Raw genomic sequence first — 26689 nt, forward strand, 5'->3', positions numbered from 1 at the left:
TTCTGTATCAAGTATAAATAAAATGTCTTATAATTATAGTAGAGATGTTTAGCATAAATTAGAATATATCATTTTAGAAGAAGAGGTGTTTAGATGTTAGGAGTAATTGCGCCTTCTGGACCATTGAGAAATATAAGTCTAGGAGAAATAAAATTTAATTTGGAGAAGTATGGTTATAAAGTTAAATTTTCTGAAAGTTGTGGACTAAATTATAAAGGTTATTTAGCTGGGAATGATGATATTAGAGTAAGAGATATAGAAGAGATGTTCTTAGATGAAGAAGTAGATATAATTATGTGTTTAAGAGGAGGTTATGGAACAACAAGAATACTAGATAAAATAAATTACGAAATAATAAAACAAAATCCTAAACCATTTATAGGTTTTTCTGATATAACAGGTTTAAATCTAGCTTTTTATAAAAATTGTGGTCTTTTACCATATCATGGAATAATGGCAGCGAATGTAGCTAAATGGGATGAATTTACTTATAAATCTCTAGTAGATGCTTTAGAATTTAAAGATGAGTTATACTTAGAAAATCCAAAAGAAGAAAAGATTTATACTGTATGTGAAGGCAAAGCAGAGGGAATAATAATGGGAGGAAACTTATCTCTAATAATTTCTACAATAGGAACTAAATATGAAATAGATGCAAAGGATAAAATTTTATTCATTGAAGAAATTGGAGAATGTCAATATAAATTAGACAGGATGTTAACTCAATTGTATTCTTCAGGAAAACTGGATGAATGTAATGGTATAATTTTTGGAGATTTTAAAGACTGTATCAAAGAAGAAGATTTAATAGAACTATTGGAGGAATTTGCGCAGAAGGTTAATAAGCCAGCTATATATAATCTACAATCTGGGCACTGTATACCAATGATAACTATTCCTTTAGGAAGAATGTGTGAATTAGATGCAACAGAAAAAATGGTTAAATTAAAAAAATAGTGTATATATAAATATATTAGAAGTATGGTATAATCTTATACAAGTAAAAATTTAGCTAGGAGGATAAAAAATGTCTGATGATAGAATAATTGACTTTAACGAATTAAAAAACAAAGTTAAAGATTCTGATGTAGATAAATTTGAGCAATACATATATAACTTATATTTTTCTGTTATGGATGGAAAGATGTCGATGGCTGAATTTTCAAGAAAAATATTTGATTATATGAAAGATAATGACATATCTCAAGAAAAGTTTATGAAAATACAAAAACAGTTCATGGAAAGATATGGTATGGACACTGAAGAAGTAGAAAAACAACTTAGAAACTTTGGAATCGACCCTTCTACAGCAGGTTTTATGAGTAATAATACTTCCAGCAAAGTATCTACAGAAGATTTAGAATCGTTTAAAAAGAGTGCAGGATTTTATGAGAAATATGGTGAAAAAATTCAACCTAAGAGTTGTATAACAACATTCATAAAAAATGATTTAAATGATATTAATGTAATAATAGATCAAGAAAAAATAATGCTTTGTAGTGACAAAAAAATAAATCTTATGGACTCAGAATTAAATGAGTTTTTATTAGAATATAAGAATATGTTTAATAAAAAGATAAAAGTAGTTATGTGTGAAACTACAAATAAATACGATTATTAAAAAGTAAATTTAACTATTGAAGCGGTATGGTTGATTAGTATTATGTAAAAAATAGAAATCGCAATTTAATTTCTCCTACAGAAGATGTATAGAAGAATATTTAAATTGCGATTTCTATATTTATATACTTTAGTTATGTTAAATTAATTGTATTAAGTAATATTTGTATAGAACAATCTTATTATCAAAGTTGTATCCCTATATAAATCTATAAAGTATTTATTATAAGCTAATTTCCTTTAATACCTTAATTCCATTTTGAAGCATACTATTAAAAAATACTAGGTTTAAAATCTCTGCAGGATGAACATTAGGAATGTCATAAGTGTCTACTAAATTCATAGGAACAACTATATTTTTTTCGATATTATATTGATTAAAATAAGATTTTAGAGTTATTGCAAATTGATATATACATATATCTGTGCAATCACCAACTATAATTATATTGTCTATCCCATCAAAGTCTAAATTTTCTAGTGCGAAAAATCCATTAGTAGAGTTTTTAGGGAAAACTTGTAGATTTTTTATAGACTTAAGTTCGTCAACTAGTTCACTTTCCACATCACTTTCTAAACAGTGAACAGGATAACTTAAAAGTTCTATAGATTTAGGTGTATGACAATCAGTAAATGCAATTACTTTATTTAGTTTATTTGATATTTTTTTTGCGAAAATTTCAATTGGTTTTATCAAAGATTCTACTCTGGGAGAGTATAAGGCACCTTGTTTTGCAAAACCATTATTGACATCAATTATAAATAAAACTGTTTTACTCAAATCGTAATTTTCTATTTTTTCTATTGGTAAATTATCCAAATTACTTTTTAAAGCTTCAAGTTCATTTAATAAGTTATCCATAAGTATACCTCCAAGCTAAATTTAATAAAATTGTACATATTAATCATATAAAAGTCAAGGAGTATAAACTACTATATAACTAGCTATATTGCTTTGATTGTAAAAGGTTTAAAGCTATATCTGGATAGTTAGTAAAAATACCATCTACATTAAGAGATAGGCAATGTAGCATATCTTCTTCTTCATTTACAGTATACACATTGACACCTAGTAAATTTTTGTGACAAAGTTCAACTAGAGATTCATTTACTAAAATTAAAGGAGGGTGAAGATAGCTATTTCTTAGAAGTTTAGCAAATTCAACTACATTATTTATAGGTAAGTAGCATAATAAAGCTGTTTTTATACTGGGTTCTAACTTATGAAAATTTTTTAAGCTATTACTATTAAAACTAGATATAAGAACTCTGTTTTTCATATTATACTTTAAAATAAGTTTCAAAACATCTTTTTCTATATTAGTGTAATTTACTTTGTCAGTTTTTAGTTCTATATTTAAGATAAGGTCTGTAGGCGAAATTAAGATTAAGACTTCTTCTAAAGTTGGAATTTTACATTCTTTATTGTTTTGGTAACCCTCAAAGGATGAGTTCAATGTTTTTAGTTTTCTTAAAGTAAGGTCTTTTACAAAACCATGTCCATTAAAAGTTCTATCGACCGTTTCATCATGAATAACTACAATTTTTCCATCTTTAGTCTTGTGAACATCAAGTTCTATTCCGTATATATCCATATCTAAGCATTTTTTAAAAGCAAGAATAGTGTTTTCTGGATATTTTCCACTAAAACCTCTGTGAGCATAAATGTTCATTTGTAAAGCTCCTTTCAATAAATATAACTTATTCTTATAAAATTTTAATTAATATAATATATCATATTCTAAACAATATAATTATACATTAATTAAATAACAATTTATAATTTATATATTATATAAATGTAAGAAAATAAAATCATATCTGTGTTATAATATATTTTAAACATTATAAATATTACGAATTTAATAGTCATAATATATAAGTATAAGTTTATGCAAGCTCATGTGTTTAGAGCTTGCATATATATTATTAATATATTTCTGTATTTAAAAAAATGAAATTCCAAAAGAATTTTTTCTATAGATTTAGTAGTAAGGGGGAATTTTGATATGTATGAAGTTAATTTAGAACGAGCTATGAATTATTGGATGGATTTGTTAGATGATTATACCAATCTAGCAAAAATTCCAAATGATTTTTTTTATAAAGATTGTTCTGACGAAGTTGTAGATGAAATTTTTAAGATTGATATTGAAAAACATGAGAAACTAATTCAATATTCTAAAATGAATAATATAAGCATAAGCTCTATTATAGAAACTATCTATGGACTTATATTACAAAAGTATACATATGAAGATGATGTAGTTTTTGGAAAAACAATAAATATAATTCCTATAAGAGTTAAGGTTCGACAAAGCGAAAAGTTTATAGATGTTGTAAAAAATTTAAAAAGGCAATGGAGTAGGTCTTTAGAATATGGATACTATTTATTATCAGATATAGAGAATAAAAATCATCTGAATACTAAACTTATAAATACAATATTTGTAGCTAAAAGTTTTGATTTATCATATGACTATGACATAGAAAAAAAAGGATATGATTTATCTGTAATAGTTTATACTAAAAGGGCATTAAAAATAAAAATAAAATATAAGCCATCTATATACAAAAGAGAAACTATTAGAAGGATATTAAATCAATTTGATTATATAATAGAGCAGATAATAAGGAATAACAATATTTTAATAGAAGATTTAGAATTTGTATGTAAGAAAGAAGAAAAAATATTATTGAAAGATTTTAATGATAATCAATGTGAGATACCATATAACAGAAGTTATATTAATTTATTTAGGGAACAAGTTGAGAGAACACCTAATAATGTAGCTGCTAGAGACGAAAATAGAAATTTGACATATAGAGAACTTGATGAGTTAACTGATAGATTTGCAGGCTATTTAAATCATATAGGGGTAAAAAGTGAAGATATAGTAGCTGTAATGTTGCCAAGAGACATTAATATAATTGTTACAGCCATAGGAATTATGAAATCAGGAGGAGCATTCTTCCCGATAGACACAAGTAATCCAGAAGAAAGATTAAATTACCTTCTTGAAGATAGTAATGCAAAAGTAGTAATAACTACAGACGAACTTAGATGTAAGGTTATAAATGAAAACACAATAGTAATTGATATAAATGATGAAGATATATTTAAAATTAGATATGACTTAACTGAAAAAATAACACCATCAAACTGTGCATATACAATATCTACATCAGGGTCAACTGGTAGACCAAAGACTATAGCTATAGAGCATAAGAGTTTAGTAAATATGTGTTATTATAGTATAGAAGCTATAAGTGCTACAGAAAATGATATATGTGGGATATATTTAAGTTTTAGTTTTGATGCTGTAATGAAACAACTATTTCCATATCTATTGATGGGTGCTTCAATAAACATTATGCCAGAAGAAGCAAAATTTGATGAATATACAGTAAATGAGTATTGTGAGGAAAATGATATAACCATATTAGCATTACCAACAGCGTTTGCAAGATTATTTATACAAAACTGTAACAACAGTTCACTTAGGATTGTGCAGACAGGAGGAGAAAGATTAAAAGGATATAGAAAACGTAACTATGAGTTATATAATGAGTATGGACCAACAGAATTTACTGTTGTATCAACTTCTTTTCATGTGGATAAAGAGTATGGGAAAATACCAATAGGTAAGCCAATCTTTAATACTTATGCATATGTATTAGATAAAAAAAATAAACTATGCCCAATTGGAGTTCCAGGAGAACTCTGTCTATCAGGAATCCAAATATCAAGAGGCTATTTAAATAAAAAAGGTTTAACAGAGCAAGTATTTGTAGAAAATCCTTACAAAACTTGTGAACATAATAAATTAATGTATAGAACTGGTGATTTGGTAAGATGGCTAGATGATGGAAATTTGGATTATATTGGTAGGATGGATAATCAAGTAAAAATTGATGAATTTAGAATAGAGCTGTATGAGATTGAAAACATAATAAACAATATTACAGAAATTAAAAGTGTTGTTTGTATCTCAAGAACAAATGAGGATGGAGATATGTATATATGTGCATATTATGTGATTGATGATGAGGATAGTGAAAAAATAAATGACATAACAGTTAGAGAATATTTAAATGAGCATTTACCTCCATACATGATTCCAACAATAATAATGAGGATAGATAAAATACCAGTTACACCAATTGGAAAAGTAAATAAAAGGGCATTGCCAGAGTGATTTTGTATTATGACAGGTGTTATAAAGGAACTATAGAAGTTTCTTTATGACACCTATTTTCAAGAATGAATCAATTGACATAAAAGAAAGAATTTTCTGTACATTTTTACTGTGGTGAAAATCTGTTTATAAGGATGATTATTGTATTTTTTATACTTTTCCGTGTTTTAAAGTGTTTTTATAACAAATTTAATTTTAATATAAAAAAATTTTTTATTTTTTATCTTAATCCTTTTTAGTATAATCGAAAAATAAAAAGAAAATTAGCATAAAAATATCTAAAAATAGAAATTAATAATATGGGATTAAATTTTAGTAGTTTTTACTCGCTATTTGTAAAATAATAAAAAGTTAAGTTTTATATGTATATATGTTATAATATATACAAACTGAAAAGGGGTGAAAATTTTATGAACAAAAAATTACCTAAGGGAGCTTATGGTGAGGTTAGTGGAAAAGATTACGTTCCATACATCACAGATAAGTCCAGAACCGGTGGAAATGTAGCTGTATTGATTATCGGTATCATTTTAGCTGCCATTTTTGCCGCATCTACAACTTATTCTGGAATGAAAGCTGGTCTTACAGTTGCAGCAGGTATTCCAGGAGCTATAATAGGTTCTGCTTTTGTTGGAGCATTTGCTCGCCAAAAGGGTATTCTTGGTAAGAACTTAATCCAAGGTATGTCAAGTGGTGGGGAATCTGTTGCAAGTGGATTCATTTTCGTATTACCAGCAGTTATCTTAATTGGAAGCCAAATCACATTTTTAGAAGGCTTAGCTGTTGGAGTTGGTGGTGTTTTATTTGGTATAGGAGTTGCAGCAATAGTTCACAATTATTTAATAATTGAAGAACATGGTAAACTTATGTACCCAGAATCAATGGCTATATCTGAAACACTTGTTGCTTCAGAGGCTGGTGGAGACTCAATTAAATACATGGGAATTGGATTTGTAATAAGTGGATTTATCACTGTATTAACTGGTTCATTCTTAAATGTAGCAAACAATGTAATGAGTCTTGTAGGAAGTAAATTCTACAAATGGAAATTTGATATTGAAGTAAACCCTCTACTTTTAGGAATTGGGTTTATAGTAGGGCTTGAAGTTTCTTTAACAATGTTTGCAGGAAGTATCTTATCAAACTTTGGTATTGCACCTTTAATAGGTTACTTTACTGATATGGCTAAAGATGGAGCTATGGTATGGAATAATCCTGCAATGCCTCTTAACCAAATGGATGTTGGAGCTATATCTAGTAGTTATGTAAAATATATAGGTGCTGGTATGATGCTTTGTGGAGGTATTATTGGTGCAATAAAACTTATCCCAACTATAATCGCTTCTATAAAAGAAACACTTAAAGCTAAATCAAGTACTGGAGATGCAGAAGAAGGTTCATCTATACAAATGATACTTTTATTAGGTGGAGTAGTAGTTGGGTTCTTAGCAGCGTTCTTGATTTCTGGTAATATTGCTATGGCAATTATTGGAGCTATCATATCTCTTTTATTATCTTTATTATTCGTCATAGTAGCTGGACGTTTAACAGGAACAATAGGAACATCAAATCTTCCAGTTTCTGGTATGACTATAGCTTCTTTAGTTATTGTAACATTAGTATTTGTTATAATGGGATGGACTGATTTAGAAGCTAATAAATCATTACTTTTATTTGGGTCATTTATAGTTGTTGCTATTGCTATAGCTGGAGGATATACTCAATCTCAAAAAGTAACTTACATCATTGGTGGTAGCAAAAATGAAATGCAACGTTACTTCACAGTTGCAAGTATAGTTGGTGTTATAGTTGTTGTAGGAGTAATCTTATTACTTTCTGACCAACTTAAAGCTACTGGTGATAATGTACAATTTGCATTACCACAAGCAAACTTAATGTCAACATTAACTTCTGGTATTATGTCAGGTAGTTTACCTTGGGTTATGATTATTGTTGGAGTATTTATGGCAATTGTGTTATATGCATTAAACTTACCAATAATGACTATAGCTATAGGATTCTATTTACCAATAGCAACAACTTCTATAATATTAGTTGGAGCATTAATTCGTTTATTTGTTGAACTAGTATCTAAATCTGAAAAAGAAAAAGAAGCTAAAGTTTCTAATGGTATAAGTTTATCTTCTGGTCTTGTTGCAGGTGGATCTATCATTGGTTTAATAGGTATAATATTACAAGTAACTGGAGTTATAACTCCAAAAGTACCAAGTGGTTTTGCTGCTACAAATTCAATGGCAATTGCTTTATTAATAGTTTTAGTTGTACTTACAACACTACCGATCATTTTATCTAAAGTAAAAAATAATGAGCAAGAGTAATGATGTTTTAGATATTGTATTTAAAATTACTGATGGACTTGAATATGAAGTAGATGAAAATGGTATTGTAACTATACTTGAAAAACAGGACCATAAGATTCAAAGGTTTTTTAGAAAGTTAAAAGCTAGAATACCTAAATATAAAAAAATAGAGCTAGATGAATATTCTAGTTTTGTATTTTTACAAATTGATGGTCAAAAGACTGTTAGGGAAATAGGTGAAAACTTAGAATCCAAATATGGAGAAGAATCTCATCCACTTTATGAAAGGTTATTGGTTTTTTTAAATCATATTGATGTCAATTGTCACTATGTTGAAAGAATGGATATAGACTTATAATAAAGAATTATTATAGGATATATCAGAATATAAAAATTAGAAGATAGTTAAAAAAGAGCTATATGTTTTTAAAGACATATAGCTCTTTTAAATATTTATAACTTATAAACTTAAAGTAAAGGTTATTAAACTTAGATGTTTTAATATTATTTATTATTAGCTATTTCGTCAGCTAAATTATTTAGATATTCCCATCTTTCATATTTGTACTCAAGTTCTTTTTCAAATTTTGATTTTTTATCTAAAATTTCTTGAAGTTTAGTAAAATCAGTTGCAAATTTTGAAGTACTTTCATCAAGTTTTGCAATTTTAGATTCAAGTTTTTCTATGTCAGAATCAATATTTTCAAACTCTCTTTGCTCATTGTATGAGAATTTAAGTTTTTTATCATTTTTAGGTTTTTCTTTTTTTGGAGCAGTTGAATCATCATTTTTAAGTGATTCTTTTTTAGATTCTTCAAATTCAATTCCTTGAATCTCTCTATAAATAAGATAGTCACTATAATTACCTGTATAAATATGAATTTTTCCATTTCCTTCATATGCAAATATTTTATTACAGATTCTATCTAGGAAATATCTATCATGTGATACTGTAATTACTACACCTTTAAATTCATCAAGATATTCTTCTAATATTTTTAGTGTTTCTATATCTAAGTCGTTTGTAGGCTCATCCAAAAGAAGTACATTAGGAGCTGTCATAAGAATTCTAAGAAGGTGTAGTCTTCTTCTCTCACCACCAGACAGTTTGCCTATCAAAGTATACTGCATGGTACCATTAAAAAGGAATCTTTCACACATTTGAGAAGCTGTAATCCTAGTACCATCAGAAGTTTCTATATAATCACTAGCTTCTTTTACATAGTCTATAGCCCTTATGCCAATGTTCATATGAGAATCATCTTGAGAAAAGCAACCTATTTTTACAGTTTCTCCAATTGAGATATATCCACTATCAGGGGCTAATTTCCCATTTATTATGTTTATTAGAGTTGATTTACCCATACCATTTTTACCTATTATGCCAATTCTATCTGTACGTGCTAAAGTATATTCTAAATTATCTATAACTGTAACTTCTTCAAAAGATTTAGATATATTGTGTATTTCTATTATTTTATTTCCAAGCCTACTTGAGGCAACCGATATATCAATATTTTCATCAGGTTTGAAAGAGTCTCTATTTACAAGTTCATCAAATCTTTGTAGACGAGCTTTTTGTTTTGTGCTACGAGCTTGAGCTCCACGTCTAACCCATGCAAGTTCTGTTCTAATTAAATTTTGTCGTTTATCCTCAATACTTGATTCTAATGCAAGTCTTTCCATTTTCTTTTCTAAAAATATTGAATAATTACCATCATAGCTAAATAATCTACCTTTGTCTAATTCAATTATTCTATTTGTAACACGGTCTAAAAAATATCTATCATGAGTTATCATAAGCAATGAACCTTTTCTTGAATTTAGGTATTCTTCAAGCCAATCGATGGTATCATTATCTAGATGGTTTGTTGGTTCATCTAGTATTAAAAGCTCACAAGGAGTAATAAGAGCTGAGGCTAGAGAAACTCTTTTTCTTTGACCACCAGAAAGTTCTATTATTTTTTGATTGAAATCATTTATACCAAGCTTTGTAAGTACAGATTTGGCTTCGCTTTCTAAATCCCAAAGGTTTAAAGCATCTATCTTCTCATGCATGGATAATAATTTTTTATTTAGTTCATCTGTAAAGTTAGAATTAAGTTTTTCTAAAGTTTCTTGGTATTTACCAAGGAGTTTTAATTCTTCTGAAGTTCCATTAAATACTTGTTCTAGAACAGTTGAATTTTCATCATAAGTTGGGTTTTGAGGAAGATATTCTACTCTAATACCATTAGCCTTTGTTATATTGCCAGTTTCACTTTCTTCAGTTCCTGCAATAATTTTAAGTAAAGTAGATTTACCAGTACCATTTACACCAATAAGTCCTATTTTTTCTCCATCATTGATACCAAGAGATATATTTTCAAGTAATTTTTTTTCAGAATAGCTTTTACTTATATTTTCCAATGTCATTAAATTCATATAATTCACCTTTATTTCTAATCTATTATTTTTCAAAATGTTGGTAGTCTGGGTTTTTCCAATATCCACCCCAACTCCAACCTCTGCTTACAAAAGCATTATAACAATCATCACCCTTTTTTATCATTCCAAATTTTAAAGCAGACCTATCTGCATAAACAGTGCTTACCTTAGGGCTAACATTGTCTCCAGAAACATGTGGGTTTTGTAATGGATTTATATCTATAGCACGTCCTTTACCATGATTTGAGACAGTATTTGTACCAGCTACAGTTCTATAACAAAATGCAGATGTATTATTATCAGACATAGATTTTTCATCTACAGCATCATAATCATCTATTAATTTAATTTTTTCAATTGGATATTTTTTTTCATATAACTCTTTAAAAATATCGACAACTTCTGAAGCTAGTTCACTATTTACTATCATCTCACCTTGATGAGTTTTTTCATCAAATCCGTAGTAGGTAAGTTGCAAGTAAGATAAACTATCAAATCCTATAGGTTCATCAGAAGGCATAGATTTACCAATCATTTTGTTTTTTATGTTATCTGGTATTGAAGAATATGAAAAAGTGGGCTTAATGTTGTTATCTTCCTGTTTTTTAGTAGAGTTTTGATTATTTTTAGAATCCTCTGTTGTATTGTTTTTATCTTGTATAGTTTCTTGACTTTTTATATTATCTTCTTTGTTGGATTTAGAGAAAAATATCTCATATATAGATAGTAAGGCAAGAAATAATACAGTTATTACAATTGTTAGCTTTAATTTATTAATCTTCTTTCGTTTTGACTTTTTACTCATATTATCCCCCATGTTAGATTCATATAAACTATATATATTATACCTCATAAAAATAAACTAGGCTAACAATATTTAGTTAACCTAGGACATTTCATCTATAGTTTCTCCTATTATTTTTATACCAGTTTCAATATCTTCAAAAGAGAGTCTCGAAAATCCAAGTCTTAAAGTGTCAGAACCAAAGCCATTTGTAAAAAATAAATCTCCAGGCATGAAGATAACATTTTTTTTGTAACATTTTTCTAATAGCTTTCTAGTATCTATATTCTTAAGCTTGATAAATATATGCAAACCACCATCACCTAAGATATATTCCGTTTGCATATATTTTTTTACACATTCATAGGCAAAGTTAAATTTATCCCCATAGAATTTACGTATTTTTTTTACGTATTTTTCAAATCCTCCATTACTTAAATAATCAAATAAAATACCTTGGTCTAAAAAAGATACATGTATATTTCTGCACCTTTTTACACTTTCTAACTTATCTATAACTTTTTTATCTGCAAAAATCCATCCAATTCTTATTCCAGGAAATAAAATTTTTGAAAAGCTACCAATATATACAACACCATTATTCATATTATCAAGAGAGCAGATGGGAAATATATGAGAACTATTGTAGAGTAACTCTTCATTAAATCCATCTTCTATAATTGCTATATTGTATTTTTTCATAAGATTATAGAATCTATATCTATTTTCAGGGGTCATTACAATCCCTGTTGGGTTGTGATAAGAAGGTGTAATATATGCAAATTTTATTTTATTTTTGTACTCAATTAAACGATTTTCGAGCATATTGAAATCTAGACCATTTTCAGATATATCCACACCTAAAATATTGAGATTGTGTGACTTCATAATTTTTATAGCTGTGTTGTGAGTAGGATTTTCACAAATTATATAGTCTCCTTCTTGAGTGAAAGAGGATATAATAATATCAAAGCCTTCTGTAAATCCATTTGTAATTAATATATCTTTGTTATTAATATCAACGCCCTTATTTGTCATATATTCAAGCAAATAGTCAATAAGAGGTTTATAACCTTGTGCATATCCATAGTTAAGTAGTTTGTGACCTTCTAATGAGATTCTATTTAAAAAAGATTTTTTTAATTCCTCCATATCAAATAAATCTCCATCAGGAGATATACTTTTAAATGATATTAGGTTAGAGCTCCAAGGTATTTCGCTTTTTATAATATCTAATTCATTAGCTTTTTTAGAGTATGTATTCTCTAAACAATCCCAATTTAAAGACCATGTAGTGTTTGAAGATTTATTTTTTGAATTAACAAATGTACCTTTTCCTGAAACAGAGTAGATTAAGCCCTCTGATTTTAGTTCTTCATAAGTTAAGACTATGGAATTTCTACTAACTTGTAAAAGCTGACTAAGCTCCCTTGTAGAAGGGAGCTTACTATTGTCTGGAATTAATCCTTTTGATATCATATCACTTATATAATTTTTAATTTGTATATAAATTGGTTCACTATCATTTAATCTTAGATTTGAAAATATCAAATTACCACCTCAAATTGTATTATCTAATTTAAAGAGTATTCTATAAGTTTATCTAATAATTGGCTATACTCAAGACCTTTAGCAGCGGCACTTCTAGGTATTAAACTAGTTTTAGTCATGCCAGGAAGAGTATTTAGCTCAAGAACATAAGGAATACCTTCACTTATAATCATATCAACTCTTACATATGCTTTGCAATTAAAAATTTTCCAACAAGTCTCAGAAATCTCATTTACTCTTTTTTGAAGTTCATCATCTAAATAAATAACTTCTTCTTTTGCTCCTTTTTCAAGTGAGTATTTAGCTTCATAATCAAAGAATCCTGAGTCTGATTTTATAGATATAGTAGGAAATACTTCGCCATTTAATATGAATGAAGTATATTCTCCACCTGGTATATATTTTTCAATCATTACAAACTCATCAACTTCTAAACCTTTACGAACTGCTTCTTCAACTTCATCTTTGGAATGGATGAAGAATGTAGCAACACTTGAACCTCCTGAATTTGGTTTTATAAATACTGGATAGCCTATTTTGTCTATCTCATCATAATTTATTTCATCAATTGATTTTACTAAAGCCCATGGAGCAGTAGGAAGGTCTGAATCTCTAAGCATTTTTTTAGTGATGTTTTTGTCCATACACATTCCACTACAAAGAGGTCCACATCCAGAATATGGTATATCCATAGTCTCAAGTACTGACTGAATGCATCCATCTTCACCAAATTTCCCATGTAGTGCTAGTACTGCAAAATCTGTATCTTCTGGTATTTTTGTAAATATATCTTTTTTATCATCTATTATCACCTTTACAACATCATATTTACTTTTATCAAGATTATTATATATTTCTTTTCCTGAATTTAAAGAAACTTCTCTCTCTGATGATATTCCACCCATTATAACTGCTATTTTCATATTATACACTCCTATTTTAAATTTTATTATTTTTAAATTAAATTTTTTAATTTACTTACTTAATTATATGAATTAATGGTTGATGATGAAAGTACCACTACATGTGAAGTTTATATTATGTGTGGTTTTAGAGTGATAATCTAACTTACAGATAGATTTGAATGATTTTTTAACTTTATTTATATCATTATTTTTGCTAAAATTAGTGGTATGAACTTAAGACTAGTCTTAGTGGCTATAAATCAAGGAGTGATAAAATTTGAAAGCAGAAATAATAAGTGTAGGAACAGAGATACTGTTGGGAGATATAGTAAATACAAACTCTCAATTTTTAGCTAAAGAACTTGCAGCATTGGGAATAGAAGTATACCATCAAAGTACAGTTGGAGATAATAAGCAAAGACTCTTAGAATGTTTTGATGAAAGCTTAAAAAGAAGTGATTTAGTAATTACTACAGGAGGTCTTGGACCAACTGGTGATGATATGACAAAAGAAACTGCAGCAGAGTATTTTGGACAGGAATTAGAATTACATAAACCATCATTAGAAGTCTTAGAATCATTCTTTGTTAAAACAGGAAAAAAAATGGCCGAAAATAATATGAAACAAGTATATTTTCCAAAGGATGCTATAGTATTAAAAAATAATAATGGAACAGCACCAGGAGCTATTTTAAAGAAAGATGATAAAAGTATAATAGTACTACCTGGACCTCCAAGAGAAATGAAGGCAATGTTTAATGAAAGTGTCAAACCTTACCTACAACAATTTACAAAGGAAATGCTAGTATCAAAAACTTTAAGATTGTATGGAATAGGGGAGTCAAACCTAGAATTGGAAATTTTAGATATAATTGATGAACAAACTAATCCAACAGTTGCTTTGTATGCAAAGGAATTAGAAGTTACAATAAGAATAACTGCAAAAGCTGAAAATGAAGAACAAGCTTTTGAATTTATAAGACCAGTAGAAGAAAAGATAAAGGACAGAGTAGGTAAATATGTATATACTGAAGGAGATATTTCAGTATCTGAAGGAGAGTCTGCATTAGAAGATGCTGTTTCTAAGCTTCTTGTAGAAAAAAACTTAACAACAGCAGTGGCTGAATCTTGTACTGGAGGTTTGGTATCTTCATCTCTTATAAACTACCCAGGAATATCTTCTGTATTTCTTGAAGGATGTGTAACATATTCTAATGAAGCCAAAATGAAAAGATTGGGAGTAAAAAAAGAAACTTTAGAAGACTTTGGAGCAGTAAGTGAACAAACAGCAATAGAAATGGCTGAGGGCGTTGCTAAAGGGCTTGGAGCTAATATAGGTATATCTACAACTGGAGTAGCTGGACCTGGTGGAGGAACTGAGGAAAAGCCTGTAGGGTTGGTTTATACTGCAATATATATAAATGGAAAAATAATAGTGAAAAAAAATATATTTAATGGAGATAGAAGAAAAATAAGATTGAGAGCTACTAGAGATTTACTTAATGAGTTGAGAATACAATTAGAAAAACTTTAAACTATTGTGATATTGATTATATTTAAAGTATTGGTATAATATAAAATCATTTTTGGAGGCTTTTAATTTATGATAAAACATATATTTTGTGATTTAGATGGAACTTTATATGAAAATGGAGCTATAACAAAAGAAGATATAGTAGCAATTGAGGAAATAGAAAAAAGAGGAGTACAGTTTAATGTTGCTACAGGTAGAGTTTTCAAACAGGCTCGTGATATTATCGAAGGGAGCTTAGATATGAATGGCTATTATATATGTGAAAATGGTGCATTTATACATGATAAAGATTATAATGTGATTTTTAAGCAAACTATAGATGATAAATTAGTAAAAAAAGTTATTGATAGATTTGAATCAACTGATGCACAATTGTATTTTAAATATAAAGGAGATGTAATTGTAGATAGTGACACAACAGCTTTTAGACATTATTCTAGCGATTTTATAGTGGACCCCGATTTTGAGAAAAGAGATAGTTTTGATAATCTTATAGGCAATATTGGTATATGCTCTGAAAATTTAGAAGAGTTGTCTAGAATAGAATTATATTTAAAAAGTGAGTTTAGTGAAGTGTTGGAAATATATTTTTCTAGTACTTATACTTTAAACATAGTTCCTAAAAGTGTATCGAAAAGAGGTAGCATAGAACATGTAATAAAAACTCTAAATGTAAGTCCAGATGAAGTTGCTACTATTGGAGATTCTCCAAATGATATTTGTATGTTAGAGGGATTTAAATATAGTTTTGTAATGTCAAAGGCAAGAGAAGAAGTAAAACAAAGTGCAAATTATGTAGTAGATAGTGTAAAAAGTGCTATAGATGCTATCATAAAAATAAACAGTTAGATATAAGATTGATGGGAAGTAATAAAAAATTAGTAAATTATTTTTGTTTGTTGATTTACTAATTAATCAATTTTATAAGGTATTACCTATTCAGTATAAAAAAATGACTGTTCAGTAGAATTATAAAACTAGATTTTATATTCTGTAGAGCAGTCATTTTGATTATATTAATTGTCAGTTTAAAATTCTTAAGTTAACCACAATTTGCTATATGGTATGATTTTATTGTATTAGCTAAAATAGAATCTAATATATAATTTATAACACTATTGCAAGTATAAGCTGAAAATTTTAAATCATTCATATAGTCGCTTTTCTTTTTGTATTCATTGTAAAGTTTAACAAAAAATTTTTCAAATCCACTATTTATAGTATTACCTTTAATTTTAGATAAATCAACATCCTTTGCAAATGCTCCAAGTTCTCTTTCATAAGTAACATGTTTATTCAAACTATGCTTAAATTCCCAGCGTTCACTATGAGCTAAGCAGAAAAAATCGCATAAAAAGTGGCAGATAACACCAAGCTCTTGACTAAGTCTACTTACTGAAAAATATTTAGAAACGCTGTCTATAGTAAGACTGCACAGATATTTTATTTTAGAAGCAATCATATTAAATGATTCATCCATATAATGTTTTTTTAATTTGTATTTAGAAAAAGCATCTGGCTTTATATTACCATATATAAAATTTTTTTCGCTTATAAAGAATGTTTTATTTTCATCTATATTATTAAGTATCGATTTTGCCATAATAAAATGGGTATTCATTAACATATTTACACCTCGTATAGTTTATTAGACTTATTAAATATATTATTATGATATGATATTTATGATAAAAGTTTAATGGTAAATATATGAAATTAAGTCAATCACATTTATTTAAATAATTTCAACCATATTCATAATACCAGTAATTGGCGAAATTTACAATATGTAAATAATGTTAAGTTTTTATTTATCAAATTTAAAATTAAGTATTAGTATACTTTCTAATTAGCCTATTAGCCTTGGATTGAGAAATTTCAAGTTGTCTAGCTACTTTATAAGAACTACCAAATTTCTCATAAGCATCCAAAATTACATTTTTTTCATACTCCATAATCAAGGTGTCAAAGTTTTTGTTTTTATAATCAATATGTAGAGAATTATCTACATTGGTTGTGTATGTTGGAGGGTTATTTCCATAACTTACAATATTTACATTTTTAGTGAGTATACTTGGTAAATCGTCTGTTGTTATATGATTATCTCTACAAGTAAGTAAGATTTTTTGAATTATATTCTGTAACTCTCTTATATTACCTGGAAATCTGTAGTTTGCAATAATACTTATAGCTTCTTTTGAAATTGTCTTGTTTAGATTAAAGTCACTTGAATATCTATTAAAATAATATTTTATAATCTCTACTAAATTATCCTTTCTTTCTCTAAGTGGAGGGAGTTTTATTTCTATAACATTTAATCTATAATATAAATCTTCTCTAAATTTTTTTTCTTTTACTTTAGAAATTAAGTCAGCATTTGTAGCGGATATAATTCTTATGTCAACTTTTTTATTTTTTAAACTTCCGACTGGAGTAAAAGTCCTATCTTGTATCAATTGTAAAAATTTTGCTTGTAGATTTTGTGGTATATCACCTATTTCATCTAAAAAAAGAGTTCCTCCGTTAGCCAATTCTACAAGACCAACTTTACCTTTGGTACTTGCACCTGTAAAAGCACCTGAAGTATATCCAAAAAGTTCAGATTCAAGTAGTTGTGGAGATATGGTTGCACAGTTTATAGTTATAAATGGACCACTTGACCTGTTGCTATTGTGATGTATATATCTAGCAAGTGAACTCTTTCCTGTTCCAGATTCTCCTAATAATAGTACACTTACATCAGTTTTAGAAACATGGTTGACTGTATTCATAATAGGTCTCATAACTATGCCATCCATAATTACTGTATCTTCAATCCTAAGAGCGGTTCTATATAGTGTTTCCACTTCAGATTTGTATTTTTTTACTTGTTTTTTTGTATCTTCAAGTTTATTTTTTATATTATTAAGTTCGGTTATATCTCTACAATTTTCAACAGTGAATTCTAGCTCACCATTTTCATCAAATACAGGACTTGCAGTTATAATAAGTTTTTTTCCTGTTTGAGTATCTTGTTCAAGTGAAAATTTAGACTTTGTTCTCAATACTACTGGTATGGGGCTTTTTGTTGAATATCCAGATTCTTCTAAGAAAGAAACATTTTTTCCTAAAATATCTTCTTTTTTTAGACCATAATTTTCTTCAAATGCCTTATTACAATATATTATTATACCTTTATCATCAGATGCACATATTTCGTCATGAGAAGCCTCTAATATTTTTTTATAAAACTCTAAATCTAAATCCATTTTCCCTATTGTCCCCCTAAATTTTTAATGATATATTAAAATATATTTAATTTATTAAATATAATTAAAAGTATAATCTTTATATAATACATAAACTTCAGTCTATTTTAACTTTGAATAAGTTATATATAACTTATTTTACAATTAAAGCGAGTCTAAATCAACTTAAAATATACTTGAAATAACTATAGAAAAGTTGAAAAACTAGTAATATTGTTGCAAATTCTAAGTTTTTAGTGTCGATATAAATAAAATAAAAGTGGCATGGTTTTTGCTTGATAAAAATGATGTGTATTGACTAAATAATAGTAGAGGGGTATTTAAGATGGGAGAAAAAAGTAAAGGGTATGTATTTATAGCAACAGCAGGAATCTTATGGGCTACACTTGGGTTGTTTGGAAAGTTTCTGATGGGAAGTGGATTGACATCAGAACAAGTAGCATTTACAAGATTATTTTTTGGATTTATAGTTTTAGGTGTTTATTCAGCTATAAGAACACCACATATTTTGAAAATAAACAAAAGAGGAATTATTTATTCAGTAATAATAGGAATTATATGTCAAGCTATGTTTAATTTATGTTACTTTAAAGCTATTGATACTGTAGGTGTATCTGTAGCAGCAGTTTTATTGTATACATCGCCATTGTTTTTAGCTGTATTTTCAAAATTTTTTTATAAAGAGAGTATTACTAGAAGTAAAATATTTTCGCTGATTTTTTGCTTTATTGGAGCTATTATGGCAGTAACTGGTGGAAGTTTAAATTTTCAAAACTTAAGTACTATGGGATTATTGCTTGGAATATTATCTGCAATAGCGTATGCACTTATGCCAACTATTAGTAAGAATGCCTTAAAAGAATTTTCAAGTTCAACAATATTAGTTTACAGCTTTTTATTTGGAGCGATATTTATGATTCCTTCTGCTAGACCATGGGAAATATTAACCTATGCTAAAGATTTAAATATTTTATCTTGTATGTTGATGTTAGGGGTTGTTCCAGCGGCACTTGCATATATTTTTTATGCAGCAGGTATATCTAAAGGTGTAGAGTTATCTGTTGCAGGTGTTGTAGCATCAGTAGAATTAGTTGGCTCTGTTATAATTGGATGCACTATGCTAGGAGAAAGTTTTTCTATAGGAAAGCTGTTTGGAGTGATGTTAATGTTGATATCAGCTGTAATAGCACTTAATCTTTCTTATGATGGAATAAAAATGTTCTATAAGTCTAATAAATTAAAACAAACTGAGAAAACAGAAAGTATTTAAGAGTGTGTATTTTGTCCTTATATATTTATATAGGGGTATTTTTCATTGTAATTTTTAATATGAAATTTGCTTTGGAAACAATAAAATAACTATAGATAGATTTATGTTTATATAAAGCTATCTATAGCTATTATGTTATCTTTAATCATTTATTTAACCTTGAATAAATTTACACCCCTGATAGGAGTTTCGAGATTTTAATGTATCATCAATTTGATTTAAAATCTCCCATTTTTTTAAACTCCATAAAGGTCCAACCAGTTCATCTCTTTTACCATCGCCAGTAAGTCTATGAATTATCATAGTTTCAGGTAATATTTCTAGTTGGTCACAAACAAGATTAATGTATTCATCTTGGTTCATAAGAGTTAACATCCCATTTTGAAGCATTTTCTCCATAGGAGTATCTTTTATAACATGTAATAGATGTATTTTTATACCATCCACATTCATTTTGCCAACTGCCTTAGCAGTTTCCATCATCATATTATAATCTTCACCAGGTAGACCATTTATAATGTGTACAACTACTTTTATATTTTTAGCCTTTAATTTTTCAACACCTTCAACAAATGTTTTATAATCATGTCCTCTATTTATAATTTTAGATGTAGAATCATGAATTGTCTGAAGTCCAAGTTCAACCCATAGATTAGTTCTTTTATTAAGTTCAGATAGATAATCAACTACATCATCTGGTAAACAGTCAGGTCTTGTTGAGATTGAAAGGCCTATAACATCATCAAGAGATAGTATAGTTTCATATTTATCTTTTAAAACCTCAAGAGGTGCATAAGTATTTGTATAAGCTTGAAAGTAGCCAATATATTTAGCATGAGGCCATTTTTTTAACATCATTTCTCTTATATTATAAAATTGATTAATAAGATTATCCTTAGGATTTCCAGCAAAGTCGCCTGAACCTTCTTTACTGCAATAAGTACAACCACCATAGCCAATACTTCCGTCAATATTTGGGCAAGTAAATCCTGCATTTATTGATACTTTAAAGACTTTTTCTCCAAATGTATTTCTAAGGTAGTAATTCCAAGTATGATATCTTTTATTATCAAAAGCATATTTAAATTTATCCAAAGTAATCACCTATTTCTAATAAAATTGTACATTAAATTTGTACAAAAAACATATTACCACAAATAGGTGACTTAAACAAATTCTATTTTAAGTAATGAAGAATAAAGCAACAAAATAATTAATACTTTCTAGATTTGTTTCCAGAAAAAAATAGAGCAAGTCCAAATAATATTATAAAAAATGACATTATTGAGACTATAAATCTAGATAAAAATAGTGGTGACAATATAAGGCATATACCAAATAAAGTTTTAACTATATTCCAAGTTGTAAACTTAGAATATGGATTATTTTTACTATTTACAAACACTACGAGTTGATTAAAAATTAAATAAAAGCCCAAAAGTAATGAGAAAATACTCTGTATTTTTTGAGGAAATATAAAAAGTAGTATACATGTAATTATTAGAATCCATTGAACATTGGTAGATGGTTTAATTTCTTCTTTAGTAGCATATCTTTTTAACTCATTAATGTTTTTAAGATTTAAATATGCAAAGAATAAAAGTGCAACTCCAAAAGTCCAAGAAATTAATTTTATACCTAGAGTCTTAAACGTAAGGCACAAGAATCCTAATATAACAAGTAACACTCCCATTATCATAAATTTAGTAGCATTTTCCTTTTTATTAAAGTTATCAAAATTGATATTAAAATTTGTATACATAAAATCACCTCCAAAATCAATAGAACAATTATAACAGAAATTTATACTCAAATAAAGCCACATAGTATAAAAATAAAACTCTAGTTAGTAATTAATTAATAGGTTGTATCATAAACTCTTATTAATAGAATTATATAGGAGGAGGTTTGTCCATGACAAAATTATGGGCAATAATATTTGCATTATTGGCGGGTGGGTCTACTGCTCTTGAAGCTTTTATAAATGGAGAATTAGGTAAGAGTACAACAGCATTGGTTGCCACCTTTATAAGTTTGACTGTAGGAGCAATATTTTTTCTTGCAAGTATAATAGTTGCTGGAGATTTAAAATGTTTAGTATCTTTAAATGGTTTTAATTATAAGTTATTGCTAGGAGGAGTATTTGGAGGGCTAATAATATATTTTACAGTAAAAGCAATTCCAAACTTAGGGGTATCAAATACACTTATATTAACACTTGTATCTCAAGTTCTAATCGGTTTTTTTATTGATAGTGTGATTTTGGGACAAGAAACAATGCATTTATACAAATACATAGGGGTTATACTTTTAATTTTAGGTACATTCTTTATAGTAAACTAATGATTTAAAATACTATATAATTTGCTATATAACTTAAAAATTTGGTATAATTAGGATAGTAAGTAAAGTTAAAAGAAAGAGGTGTTAGGAATGGCTGATGAAAAATTTGTAATGTCATTTAGTGGTGGTAAAGATAGTATATTAGCATTAAATAGAATGTTGGAAAAAGGATATAAGCCTGTGGCACTCTTGACAACTATAAGTGAAGAACATGGAAAATCATGGACTCATAACTTAGAGCATAAGATGCTTAAACAAGTAAGTGATAGTATTGGACTACCTTTGTTAGTTGCTGAATGTGGAGTAGAAGGGTATGAAGAGAGTTTTGAGAGAGCTTTAATAAAAGCTAAAAACATGGGAGCAACAATATGTGCATATGGAGATATAGATATAGAAAGTCACAAAAAGTGGGACTCTGACAGATGTGATGCAGTTGGTATGAAGGTAGAACTACCATTGTGGCAAGAAAGTAGAGAGGAATTGGTATATGAATTTATAGATAGTGGATTTTGTAGTGTCATAACAAAAGTAAACTTAAAGCATTTAGGAGAGGAATTTCTAGGAAAAAAATTAACCAGAGAACTTGTGAAAAAGATAAAAGAAACAGGCTCAGACCCATGTGGAGAGCATGGAGAATATCATACATTTGTAGTAGATGGGCCAGTATTTAGAACTCCTGTAGAATATGAAGTAAAAGGAAATGTAATAAAAGATGGTTATGGTTATTTAGAAATAAAATAAGTACATAAATAAAATACCTATTATACAATCTTAATGTATGCAAAGTATTGATGTTTGCAAGATTGTATAATAGGTATTCTGTATTTTATATATTATTATTGCTACTTTTGTTTAAGCTATTTTTTTTAGACTAGAATCTAATGTAGAAAAATTCTTCTTTAAGAAAATTATTGATGCAATAAGGCATATAAATTCAGAAACAATAGTAGTCATCCATATTCCTTGACCACCAAACATTAGTATCATTACAATTAAACTTAGAGAGACGATTATAAGACCTCTACCAAGAGATATAACTGTAGAAATTGATGGTTTTTCTACTGAAACAAAGAATCCTGAAATTATTACATTAAATCCAACTAATAAGAATGATATAGAGAATATTTTAAATACACGAACCCCTTCATTGAATAATATAGTCTCTTCTGGGTGAATAAACAGAGAAACTATTGGTTCTGAAAAAGTCATACAGATTGCAAATACAGCTATTGAAGCTATTATTGTAGCTTTTACACCCATCTTCAATAATTTCTTTACATTATCTATGTTTCCTGCACCATAATAAAAACTAGTAAGTGGTTGCATACCCTGAGTGATACCCATCATAGTCATAAGAACCAATGTGTTTATATAGTTTATAACACTATAATAAATAAGCGCATTTTCTCCTATATATTTAGTAAGACTCAAGTTAAAAAGTAAAACAACTATACCGCAGCTTAATTCAGTAGTTGAATCAGGGAAACCTATAAAGAGAATTTTTCTAAGTGTCTTAAAATTAACCTTAAATTTAGAAAAATTCAAAGTTGAGTTTTTTCTAAAAAAGTGTATTAAGAAAAAAACAGTAGAAAAAACTTGAGACAAACCAGTCGCAATACCAGCACCCTTTACACCCCATCCAAACTCTATTACAAATAAATAATCTAGTATGATGTTTGTAAGGGCTGATATTATAACACCAACAGTAGCCAATATTGGGAATCCATCAGTTTTTATTATAACTTCTAAAGAATAGGAAACTATAAAGAAACCATTAAAAAATATTATTATTCCTAGGTAGTCTTTAACCATACCAATTGTAGATTCTGTGGCACCTAAAAATAATGCCAATCTATCTAAGTTAAAAAAGGTTACTGCCAATATAATTAATGATAGTATAATTATTGATACTAAATTAAATGAAAAAACTTCATTTGCAGATTTGATATCTTTTTTTCCTAGATAAATTGCGATTATAGTAGATGCACCAGTTGAAAATAACAAAGAAACCGCAAATATAAAATTAATAAAAGGCATAGATATATTAACAGCAGCTAAGGCTAATTCTCCAACTCCTTTACTTACAAATATTCCATCAACCATTGTATATAATGAGAAAACCCACATTGCAACTACAGATGGAGCTAAGTATTTAAAAAACCTTTTGCCCAAACTTATGTTTTCGTCTATAGATATTTTTGTATCCATTTATTATCACTCCTTGTAAAGCTATTATAAAAATTATGAAACTATTAATTAATAATTTTATTTATTACTAATATAGATGATAAACTATAGTATAGTACTAATGTCAACAGCAAATAGTAAATAATTATAAATTTTATTAAACAATAGTGATTTTAAATGTTTTATAAGTAAATTGTATTATCTATATTACTGACATTTAACTGACAAATAGAAAAAAAGTATTTTAACTGACCATCTAAGTGATACAGCTTTACCAAAATGCAATCCAAGAGTTAGCATCAGAAAAATTGGTATACCTATAAGGATATTTTTCTATTTTTCTAATAACAATTGTGCTTCTTGTTTTGTATAAAACTTAGAATTTGAATTATTTATTTTGCTTGGAGTTGCACCAATATTAGTGGATATATTTTAAATGATTCAAAGCCTACAGCAATGTTAATTGAAAGTTTTTTCTGTGACAATAAAGAAGATTATTAGAGAACTAAAAAACTTGTATATGAAAGTATGGCCAAGTTAATTGTAGAAGGTATATTAAATAAGAGTATTGTAAATAATGATGTGAAGCAAATGTATAAACAATTGTTTATAGTGGTGATGATAAAGTATCAGCAGACATTTTAGGACTATATTACAAGAGAGTAAAAGAAAGTTATCTAGTTACAGATATAGAAGCCTATAAGCCACATTAAACACAAAATCTGTATGTAATTGGTGGAGTAACTTGCAATAAAATAAAAGAAATGAGTAAGATTATAGGAAAAAAATTCACTCAGATATATGACAATGATGTGTGGTCTACAATGGATAAGGCTAGAGAGTTTGTAAAAGCCAAATTATAGATTTAATATTTTATTATAAATAATTATGAAAAATATGGAAAATATGTTTAATATGATTTTGATTAAGGTATAAATTTAATAAATAGAATGATAAGGGGTGGATAAGATGTTAATAAATGATAAGAGTTTTTATCCAAATAATATTTATCCAGCGATAGACTTTCTCAAGATAAAAAGACAATTAAAATCAATATACAAGAATGATTTATCAGATTGTGGAAGCATATGTATAATAGAAAGAAAAGAATATTCTATAAGTATAAATAGCATCGGTGAGATAAATATATATTATGATTTAGAACATGAAAATAAGATACAAAGTATAATTGACGAGATTGAGCAGTTATTTAAGTCTCAAGTTGAAAATTTTAGTATATCAAAACTTAAGAATTGATGGTTAGAAGGTAGCAACTAGAGTTATTTGTTACCTTCTTTTTATATATTTTCTTTCTATAAATTTTTTATTTTCCATGTCATCCAACATTTGTAATGAAGTCATGCAATATATCTGGTATTCTTTAAACTCTATTGATTTTTTATTTGCTTTACCTAGAATAAGAATAAAGAAAATCAAGATAAAACTTTCAATGATAATAAAGTATATTTTTAATTTACTAATTATAATTACAAAGAAGGTTGTTAAAAATGCTACATACAAAGTAATATAAAATGAGGTTACAGGGTTATTTTTAGATTTCAAGGATGACTTAATTCTATCCTTTTCTTATATTTTCAATAGAGTTCATTTCTTTCATATTATTATAAAATTTAAAACTATAATCATAATATTTTCTATATCAATTATTTCCTCTTTATGAATTTTTTCAATTCATCCATATTATATATCTCATTATTAGATTTAGGCATATTAAAAATCCTTCCTTAGTTCATCTACATTCTGTAAATAATATACTTTAATTTATAGCATATTTAAGAGTTTATATCAGCAATTTGTTGAACGATTTTATATAAAAATAGAGTTAGTTAACAAAAACAGAATGAAATCATACAATATTAGACTAAGCAAAAGGTGATAGAGTAATCATATCACCTTCTTTTGATTATCACTTATATTAGCATTTTATTATAAATAATTTATACAGTTATATATTTCTTTCTGACTAGATAATAGGATACTATTGTTATAATAGATACTAATATTAATGCTATTATTGCAACATCTAATTTTCTTATGAATAAACCTATAACTATGTACTCAAGTCCTATTACATAACGATAAAGTACTTCCAACTTAACAATTCTTTTTTTATCTATATTTCCATACATTGATTCTAATTTATTAAAATATTTTTCACTACAAAAAATAATTTTATATTTAATTAAGTATATTATTGTAGTTAATATTATAATTCCTATTCCAATAAATATAAGATAGGTATTCCAAAAGTTCATATAGTATATCTCCTTTACATAATA

At 27.4% G+C, this 26689-nt stretch carries 23 protein-coding genes; 11 read left to right on the plus strand and 12 right to left on the minus strand.

What is annotated here, in order from left to right; translation table 11 throughout:
• The first annotated feature begins 93 nt into the window (after positions 1 to 93).
• Complete coding sequence (locus IC218_RS01700; RefSeq protein WP_227434303.1) at positions 94 to 957, plus strand: S66 peptidase family protein; 864 nt, start codon at positions 94 to 96, stop codon at positions 955 to 957.
• Between the two features lie 70 nt (positions 958 to 1027).
• Positions 1028 to 1621: a DUF3867 domain-containing protein gene (locus IC218_RS01705; protein ID WP_227434304.1), complete on the plus strand. Its 594-nt coding sequence runs from the start codon at positions 1028 to 1030 to the stop codon at positions 1619 to 1621.
• A 222-nt stretch (positions 1622 to 1843) separates the two neighbouring features.
• Here the strand turns inward: IC218_RS01705 and IC218_RS01710 are convergent, their stop codons facing one another.
• Together IC218_RS01710 and IC218_RS01715 are read right to left on the minus strand one after the other, a co-directional pair.
• Complete coding sequence (locus tag IC218_RS01710; protein ID WP_227482279.1) at positions 1844 to 2482, minus strand: isochorismatase family cysteine hydrolase; 639 nt, start codon at positions 2480 to 2482, stop codon at positions 1844 to 1846.
• A gap of 79 nt (positions 2483 to 2561) precedes the next feature.
• On the minus strand, positions 2562 to 3293 hold the full coding sequence (locus IC218_RS01715; protein ID WP_227823695.1) for a glycerophosphodiester phosphodiesterase: 732 nt from the start codon (positions 3291 to 3293) through the stop codon (positions 2562 to 2564).
• A gap of 336 nt (positions 3294 to 3629) precedes the next feature.
• On the opposite strand from IC218_RS01715, the gene IC218_RS01720 reads away from it, so the two are divergent.
• The 3 genes from IC218_RS01720 to IC218_RS01730 all read left to right on the plus strand — a co-directional run bounded on the left by IC218_RS01720 (position 3630) and on the right by IC218_RS01730 (position 8498).
• Positions 3630 to 5819: an amino acid adenylation domain-containing protein gene (locus IC218_RS01720; protein ID WP_227823696.1), complete on the plus strand. Its 2190-nt coding sequence runs from the start codon at positions 3630 to 3632 to the stop codon at positions 5817 to 5819.
• Between the two features lie 410 nt (positions 5820 to 6229).
• Positions 6230 to 8158 (plus strand): OPT family oligopeptide transporter, encoded by a 1929-nt coding sequence (locus IC218_RS01725; RefSeq protein WP_227434308.1) that lies wholly within the window; start codon positions 6230 to 6232, stop codon positions 8156 to 8158.
• The gene (locus IC218_RS01730; RefSeq protein WP_227823697.1) at positions 8145 to 8498 is read left to right on the plus strand and encodes a PqqD family protein; all 354 of its coding nucleotides are present in this window, start codon (positions 8145 to 8147) and stop codon (positions 8496 to 8498) included. Before IC218_RS01725 ends, IC218_RS01730 begins: the two co-directional genes overlap by 14 nt.
• A gap of 146 nt (positions 8499 to 8644) precedes the next feature.
• Here IC218_RS01730 and IC218_RS01735 read toward each other — a convergent pair whose 3' ends face one another.
• The 4 genes from IC218_RS01735 to IC218_RS01750 form a co-directional block, all read right to left on the minus strand.
• The gene (locus IC218_RS01735) at positions 8645 to 10564 is read right to left on the minus strand and encodes an ABC-F family ATP-binding cassette domain-containing protein (protein ID WP_227823698.1); all 1920 of its coding nucleotides are present in this window, start codon (positions 10562 to 10564) and stop codon (positions 8645 to 8647) included.
• Positions 10565 to 10589: 25 nt separating this feature from the next.
• Positions 10590 to 11372, minus strand: a complete 783-nt coding sequence (locus tag IC218_RS01740) for a M15 family metallopeptidase (RefSeq protein ID WP_227434311.1) — start codon at positions 11370 to 11372, stop codon at positions 10590 to 10592.
• An 81-nt stretch (positions 11373 to 11453) separates the two neighbouring features.
• The gene (locus tag IC218_RS01745) at positions 11454 to 12902 is read right to left on the minus strand and encodes a PLP-dependent aminotransferase family protein (protein WP_227823699.1); all 1449 of its coding nucleotides are present in this window, start codon (positions 12900 to 12902) and stop codon (positions 11454 to 11456) included.
• Positions 12903 to 12925: 23 nt separating this feature from the next.
• Positions 12926 to 13825 (minus strand): D-alanine--D-alanine ligase, encoded by a 900-nt coding sequence (locus IC218_RS01750; RefSeq protein ID WP_227482284.1) that lies wholly within the window; start codon positions 13823 to 13825, stop codon positions 12926 to 12928.
• 259 nt (positions 13826 to 14084) lie between these two features.
• Here IC218_RS01750 and IC218_RS01755 point away from each other — a divergent pair, with 259 nt between their 5' ends.
• The gene (locus IC218_RS01755; RefSeq protein WP_227823700.1) at positions 14085 to 15341 is read left to right on the plus strand and encodes a competence/damage-inducible protein A; all 1257 of its coding nucleotides are present in this window, start codon (positions 14085 to 14087) and stop codon (positions 15339 to 15341) included.
• 69 nt (positions 15342 to 15410) lie between these two features.
• Positions 15411 to 16190 (plus strand): HAD family hydrolase, encoded by a 780-nt coding sequence (locus IC218_RS01760; protein ID WP_227434315.1) that lies wholly within the window; start codon positions 15411 to 15413, stop codon positions 16188 to 16190.
• A 193-nt stretch (positions 16191 to 16383) separates the two neighbouring features.
• Here the strand turns inward: IC218_RS01760 and IC218_RS01765 are convergent, their stop codons facing one another.
• Both IC218_RS01765 and IC218_RS01770 read right to left on the minus strand, forming a co-directional pair.
• On the minus strand, positions 16384 to 16968 hold the full coding sequence (locus tag IC218_RS01765; RefSeq protein ID WP_227482286.1) for a zinc dependent phospholipase C family protein: 585 nt from the start codon (positions 16966 to 16968) through the stop codon (positions 16384 to 16386).
• Between the two features lie 199 nt (positions 16969 to 17167).
• Positions 17168 to 18589: a sigma-54 interaction domain-containing protein gene (locus tag IC218_RS01770; RefSeq protein ID WP_227482287.1), complete on the minus strand. Its 1422-nt coding sequence runs from the start codon at positions 18587 to 18589 to the stop codon at positions 17168 to 17170.
• A 325-nt stretch (positions 18590 to 18914) separates the two neighbouring features.
• Here IC218_RS01770 and IC218_RS01775 point away from each other — a divergent pair, with 325 nt between their 5' ends.
• Positions 18915 to 19859 carry a DMT family transporter gene (locus tag IC218_RS01775; protein ID WP_227434318.1) on the plus strand — a complete coding sequence of 315 codons (945 nt, stop codon included), beginning with the start codon at positions 18915 to 18917 and terminating at the stop codon, positions 19857 to 19859.
• Positions 19860 to 20012: 153 nt separating this feature from the next.
• Here the strand turns inward: IC218_RS01775 and IC218_RS01780 are convergent, their stop codons facing one another.
• On the minus strand, positions 20013 to 20954 hold the full coding sequence (locus IC218_RS01780; protein ID WP_227823701.1) for a TIGR01212 family radical SAM protein: 942 nt from the start codon (positions 20952 to 20954) through the stop codon (positions 20013 to 20015).
• A 118-nt stretch (positions 20955 to 21072) separates the two neighbouring features.
• Entirely contained in the window at positions 21073 to 21621 is a 549-nt protein-coding gene (locus IC218_RS01785; protein WP_227434320.1) for a DUF308 domain-containing protein, read from the minus strand.
• Positions 21622 to 21773: 152 nt separating this feature from the next.
• Between IC218_RS01785 and IC218_RS01790 the strand changes: the two genes are divergently transcribed.
• Together IC218_RS01790 and IC218_RS01795 are read left to right on the plus strand one after the other, a co-directional pair.
• Positions 21774 to 22202 carry a DMT family transporter gene (locus IC218_RS01790; RefSeq protein ID WP_227434321.1) on the plus strand — a complete coding sequence of 143 codons (429 nt, stop codon included), beginning with the start codon at positions 21774 to 21776 and terminating at the stop codon, positions 22200 to 22202.
• Positions 22203 to 22292: 90 nt separating this feature from the next.
• Positions 22293 to 22943, plus strand: coding sequence for a diphthine--ammonia ligase (locus IC218_RS01795; protein ID WP_227434322.1), 651 nt, complete (start codon positions 22293 to 22295; stop codon positions 22941 to 22943).
• A 111-nt stretch (positions 22944 to 23054) separates the two neighbouring features.
• On the opposite strand, the gene IC218_RS01800 is transcribed toward IC218_RS01795, so the two are convergent.
• On the minus strand, positions 23055 to 24410 hold the full coding sequence (locus tag IC218_RS01800; protein WP_227434323.1) for an MATE family efflux transporter: 1356 nt from the start codon (positions 24408 to 24410) through the stop codon (positions 23055 to 23057).
• 948 nt (positions 24411 to 25358) lie between these two features.
• On the opposite strand from IC218_RS01800, the gene IC218_RS01805 reads away from it, so the two are divergent.
• On the plus strand, positions 25359 to 25646 hold the full coding sequence (locus IC218_RS01805; protein ID WP_227482289.1) for a hypothetical protein: 288 nt from the start codon (positions 25359 to 25361) through the stop codon (positions 25644 to 25646).
• Positions 25647 to 26347: 701 nt separating this feature from the next.
• Here IC218_RS01805 and IC218_RS01810 read toward each other — a convergent pair.
• On the minus strand, positions 26348 to 26665 hold the full coding sequence (locus IC218_RS01810; protein ID WP_227482290.1) for a hypothetical protein: 318 nt from the start codon (positions 26663 to 26665) through the stop codon (positions 26348 to 26350).
• Positions 26666 to 26689 lie beyond the last annotated feature (24 nt).

Source organism: Clostridioides sp. ES-S-0005-03 (genome assembly GCF_020658455.1).
Classification (GTDB): Bacteria; Bacillota; Clostridia; order Peptostreptococcales; family Peptostreptococcaceae; genus Clostridioides.

Excerpts from the sequence above, each read along its gene's own strand:
- IC218_RS01700 (WP_227434303.1), top strand. The coding sequence starts at position 94 with ATGTTAGGAGTAATTGCGCCTTCTGGACCATTGAGAAATATAAGTCTA.
- IC218_RS01705 (WP_227434304.1), top strand. The coding sequence starts at position 1,028 with ATGTCTGATGATAGAATAATTGACTTTAACGAATTAAAAAACAAAGTT.
- IC218_RS01710 (WP_227482279.1), bottom strand. The coding sequence starts at position 2,482 with ATGGATAACTTATTAAATGAACTTGAAGCTTTAAAAAGTAATTTGGAT.
- IC218_RS01715 (WP_227823695.1), bottom strand. The coding sequence starts at position 3,293 with ATGAACATTTATGCTCACAGAGGTTTTAGTGGAAAATATCCAGAAAAC.
- IC218_RS01720 (WP_227823696.1), top strand. The coding sequence starts at position 3,630 with ATGTATGAAGTTAATTTAGAACGAGCTATGAATTATTGGATGGATTTG.
- IC218_RS01725 (WP_227434308.1), top strand. The coding sequence starts at position 6,230 with ATGAACAAAAAATTACCTAAGGGAGCTTATGGTGAGGTTAGTGGAAAA.
- IC218_RS01730 (WP_227823697.1), top strand. The coding sequence starts at position 8,145 with ATGAGCAAGAGTAATGATGTTTTAGATATTGTATTTAAAATTACTGAT.
- IC218_RS01735 (WP_227823698.1), bottom strand. The coding sequence starts at position 10,564 with ATGAATTTAATGACATTGGAAAATATAAGTAAAAGCTATTCTGAAAAA.
- IC218_RS01740 (WP_227434311.1), bottom strand. The coding sequence starts at position 11,372 with ATGAGTAAAAAGTCAAAACGAAAGAAGATTAATAAATTAAAGCTAACA.
- IC218_RS01750 (WP_227482284.1), bottom strand. The coding sequence starts at position 13,825 with ATGAAAATAGCAGTTATAATGGGTGGAATATCATCAGAGAGAGAAGTT.
- IC218_RS01760 (WP_227434315.1), top strand. The coding sequence starts at position 15,411 with ATGATAAAACATATATTTTGTGATTTAGATGGAACTTTATATGAAAAT.
- IC218_RS01765 (WP_227482286.1), bottom strand. The coding sequence starts at position 16,968 with ATGTTAATGAATACCCATTTTATTATGGCAAAATCGATACTTAATAAT.
- IC218_RS01770 (WP_227482287.1), bottom strand. The coding sequence starts at position 18,589 with ATGGATTTAGATTTAGAGTTTTATAAAAAAATATTAGAGGCTTCTCAT.
- IC218_RS01775 (WP_227434318.1), top strand. The coding sequence starts at position 18,915 with ATGGGAGAAAAAAGTAAAGGGTATGTATTTATAGCAACAGCAGGAATC.
- IC218_RS01785 (WP_227434320.1), bottom strand. The coding sequence starts at position 21,621 with ATGTATACAAATTTTAATATCAATTTTGATAACTTTAATAAAAAGGAA.
- IC218_RS01790 (WP_227434321.1), top strand. The coding sequence starts at position 21,774 with ATGACAAAATTATGGGCAATAATATTTGCATTATTGGCGGGTGGGTCT.
- IC218_RS01795 (WP_227434322.1), top strand. The coding sequence starts at position 22,293 with ATGGCTGATGAAAAATTTGTAATGTCATTTAGTGGTGGTAAAGATAGT.
- IC218_RS01800 (WP_227434323.1), bottom strand. The coding sequence starts at position 24,410 with ATGGATACAAAAATATCTATAGACGAAAACATAAGTTTGGGCAAAAGG.
- IC218_RS01805 (WP_227482289.1), top strand. The coding sequence starts at position 25,359 with ATGTTAATAAATGATAAGAGTTTTTATCCAAATAATATTTATCCAGCG.
- IC218_RS01810 (WP_227482290.1), bottom strand. The coding sequence starts at position 26,665 with ATGAACTTTTGGAATACCTATCTTATATTTATTGGAATAGGAATTATA.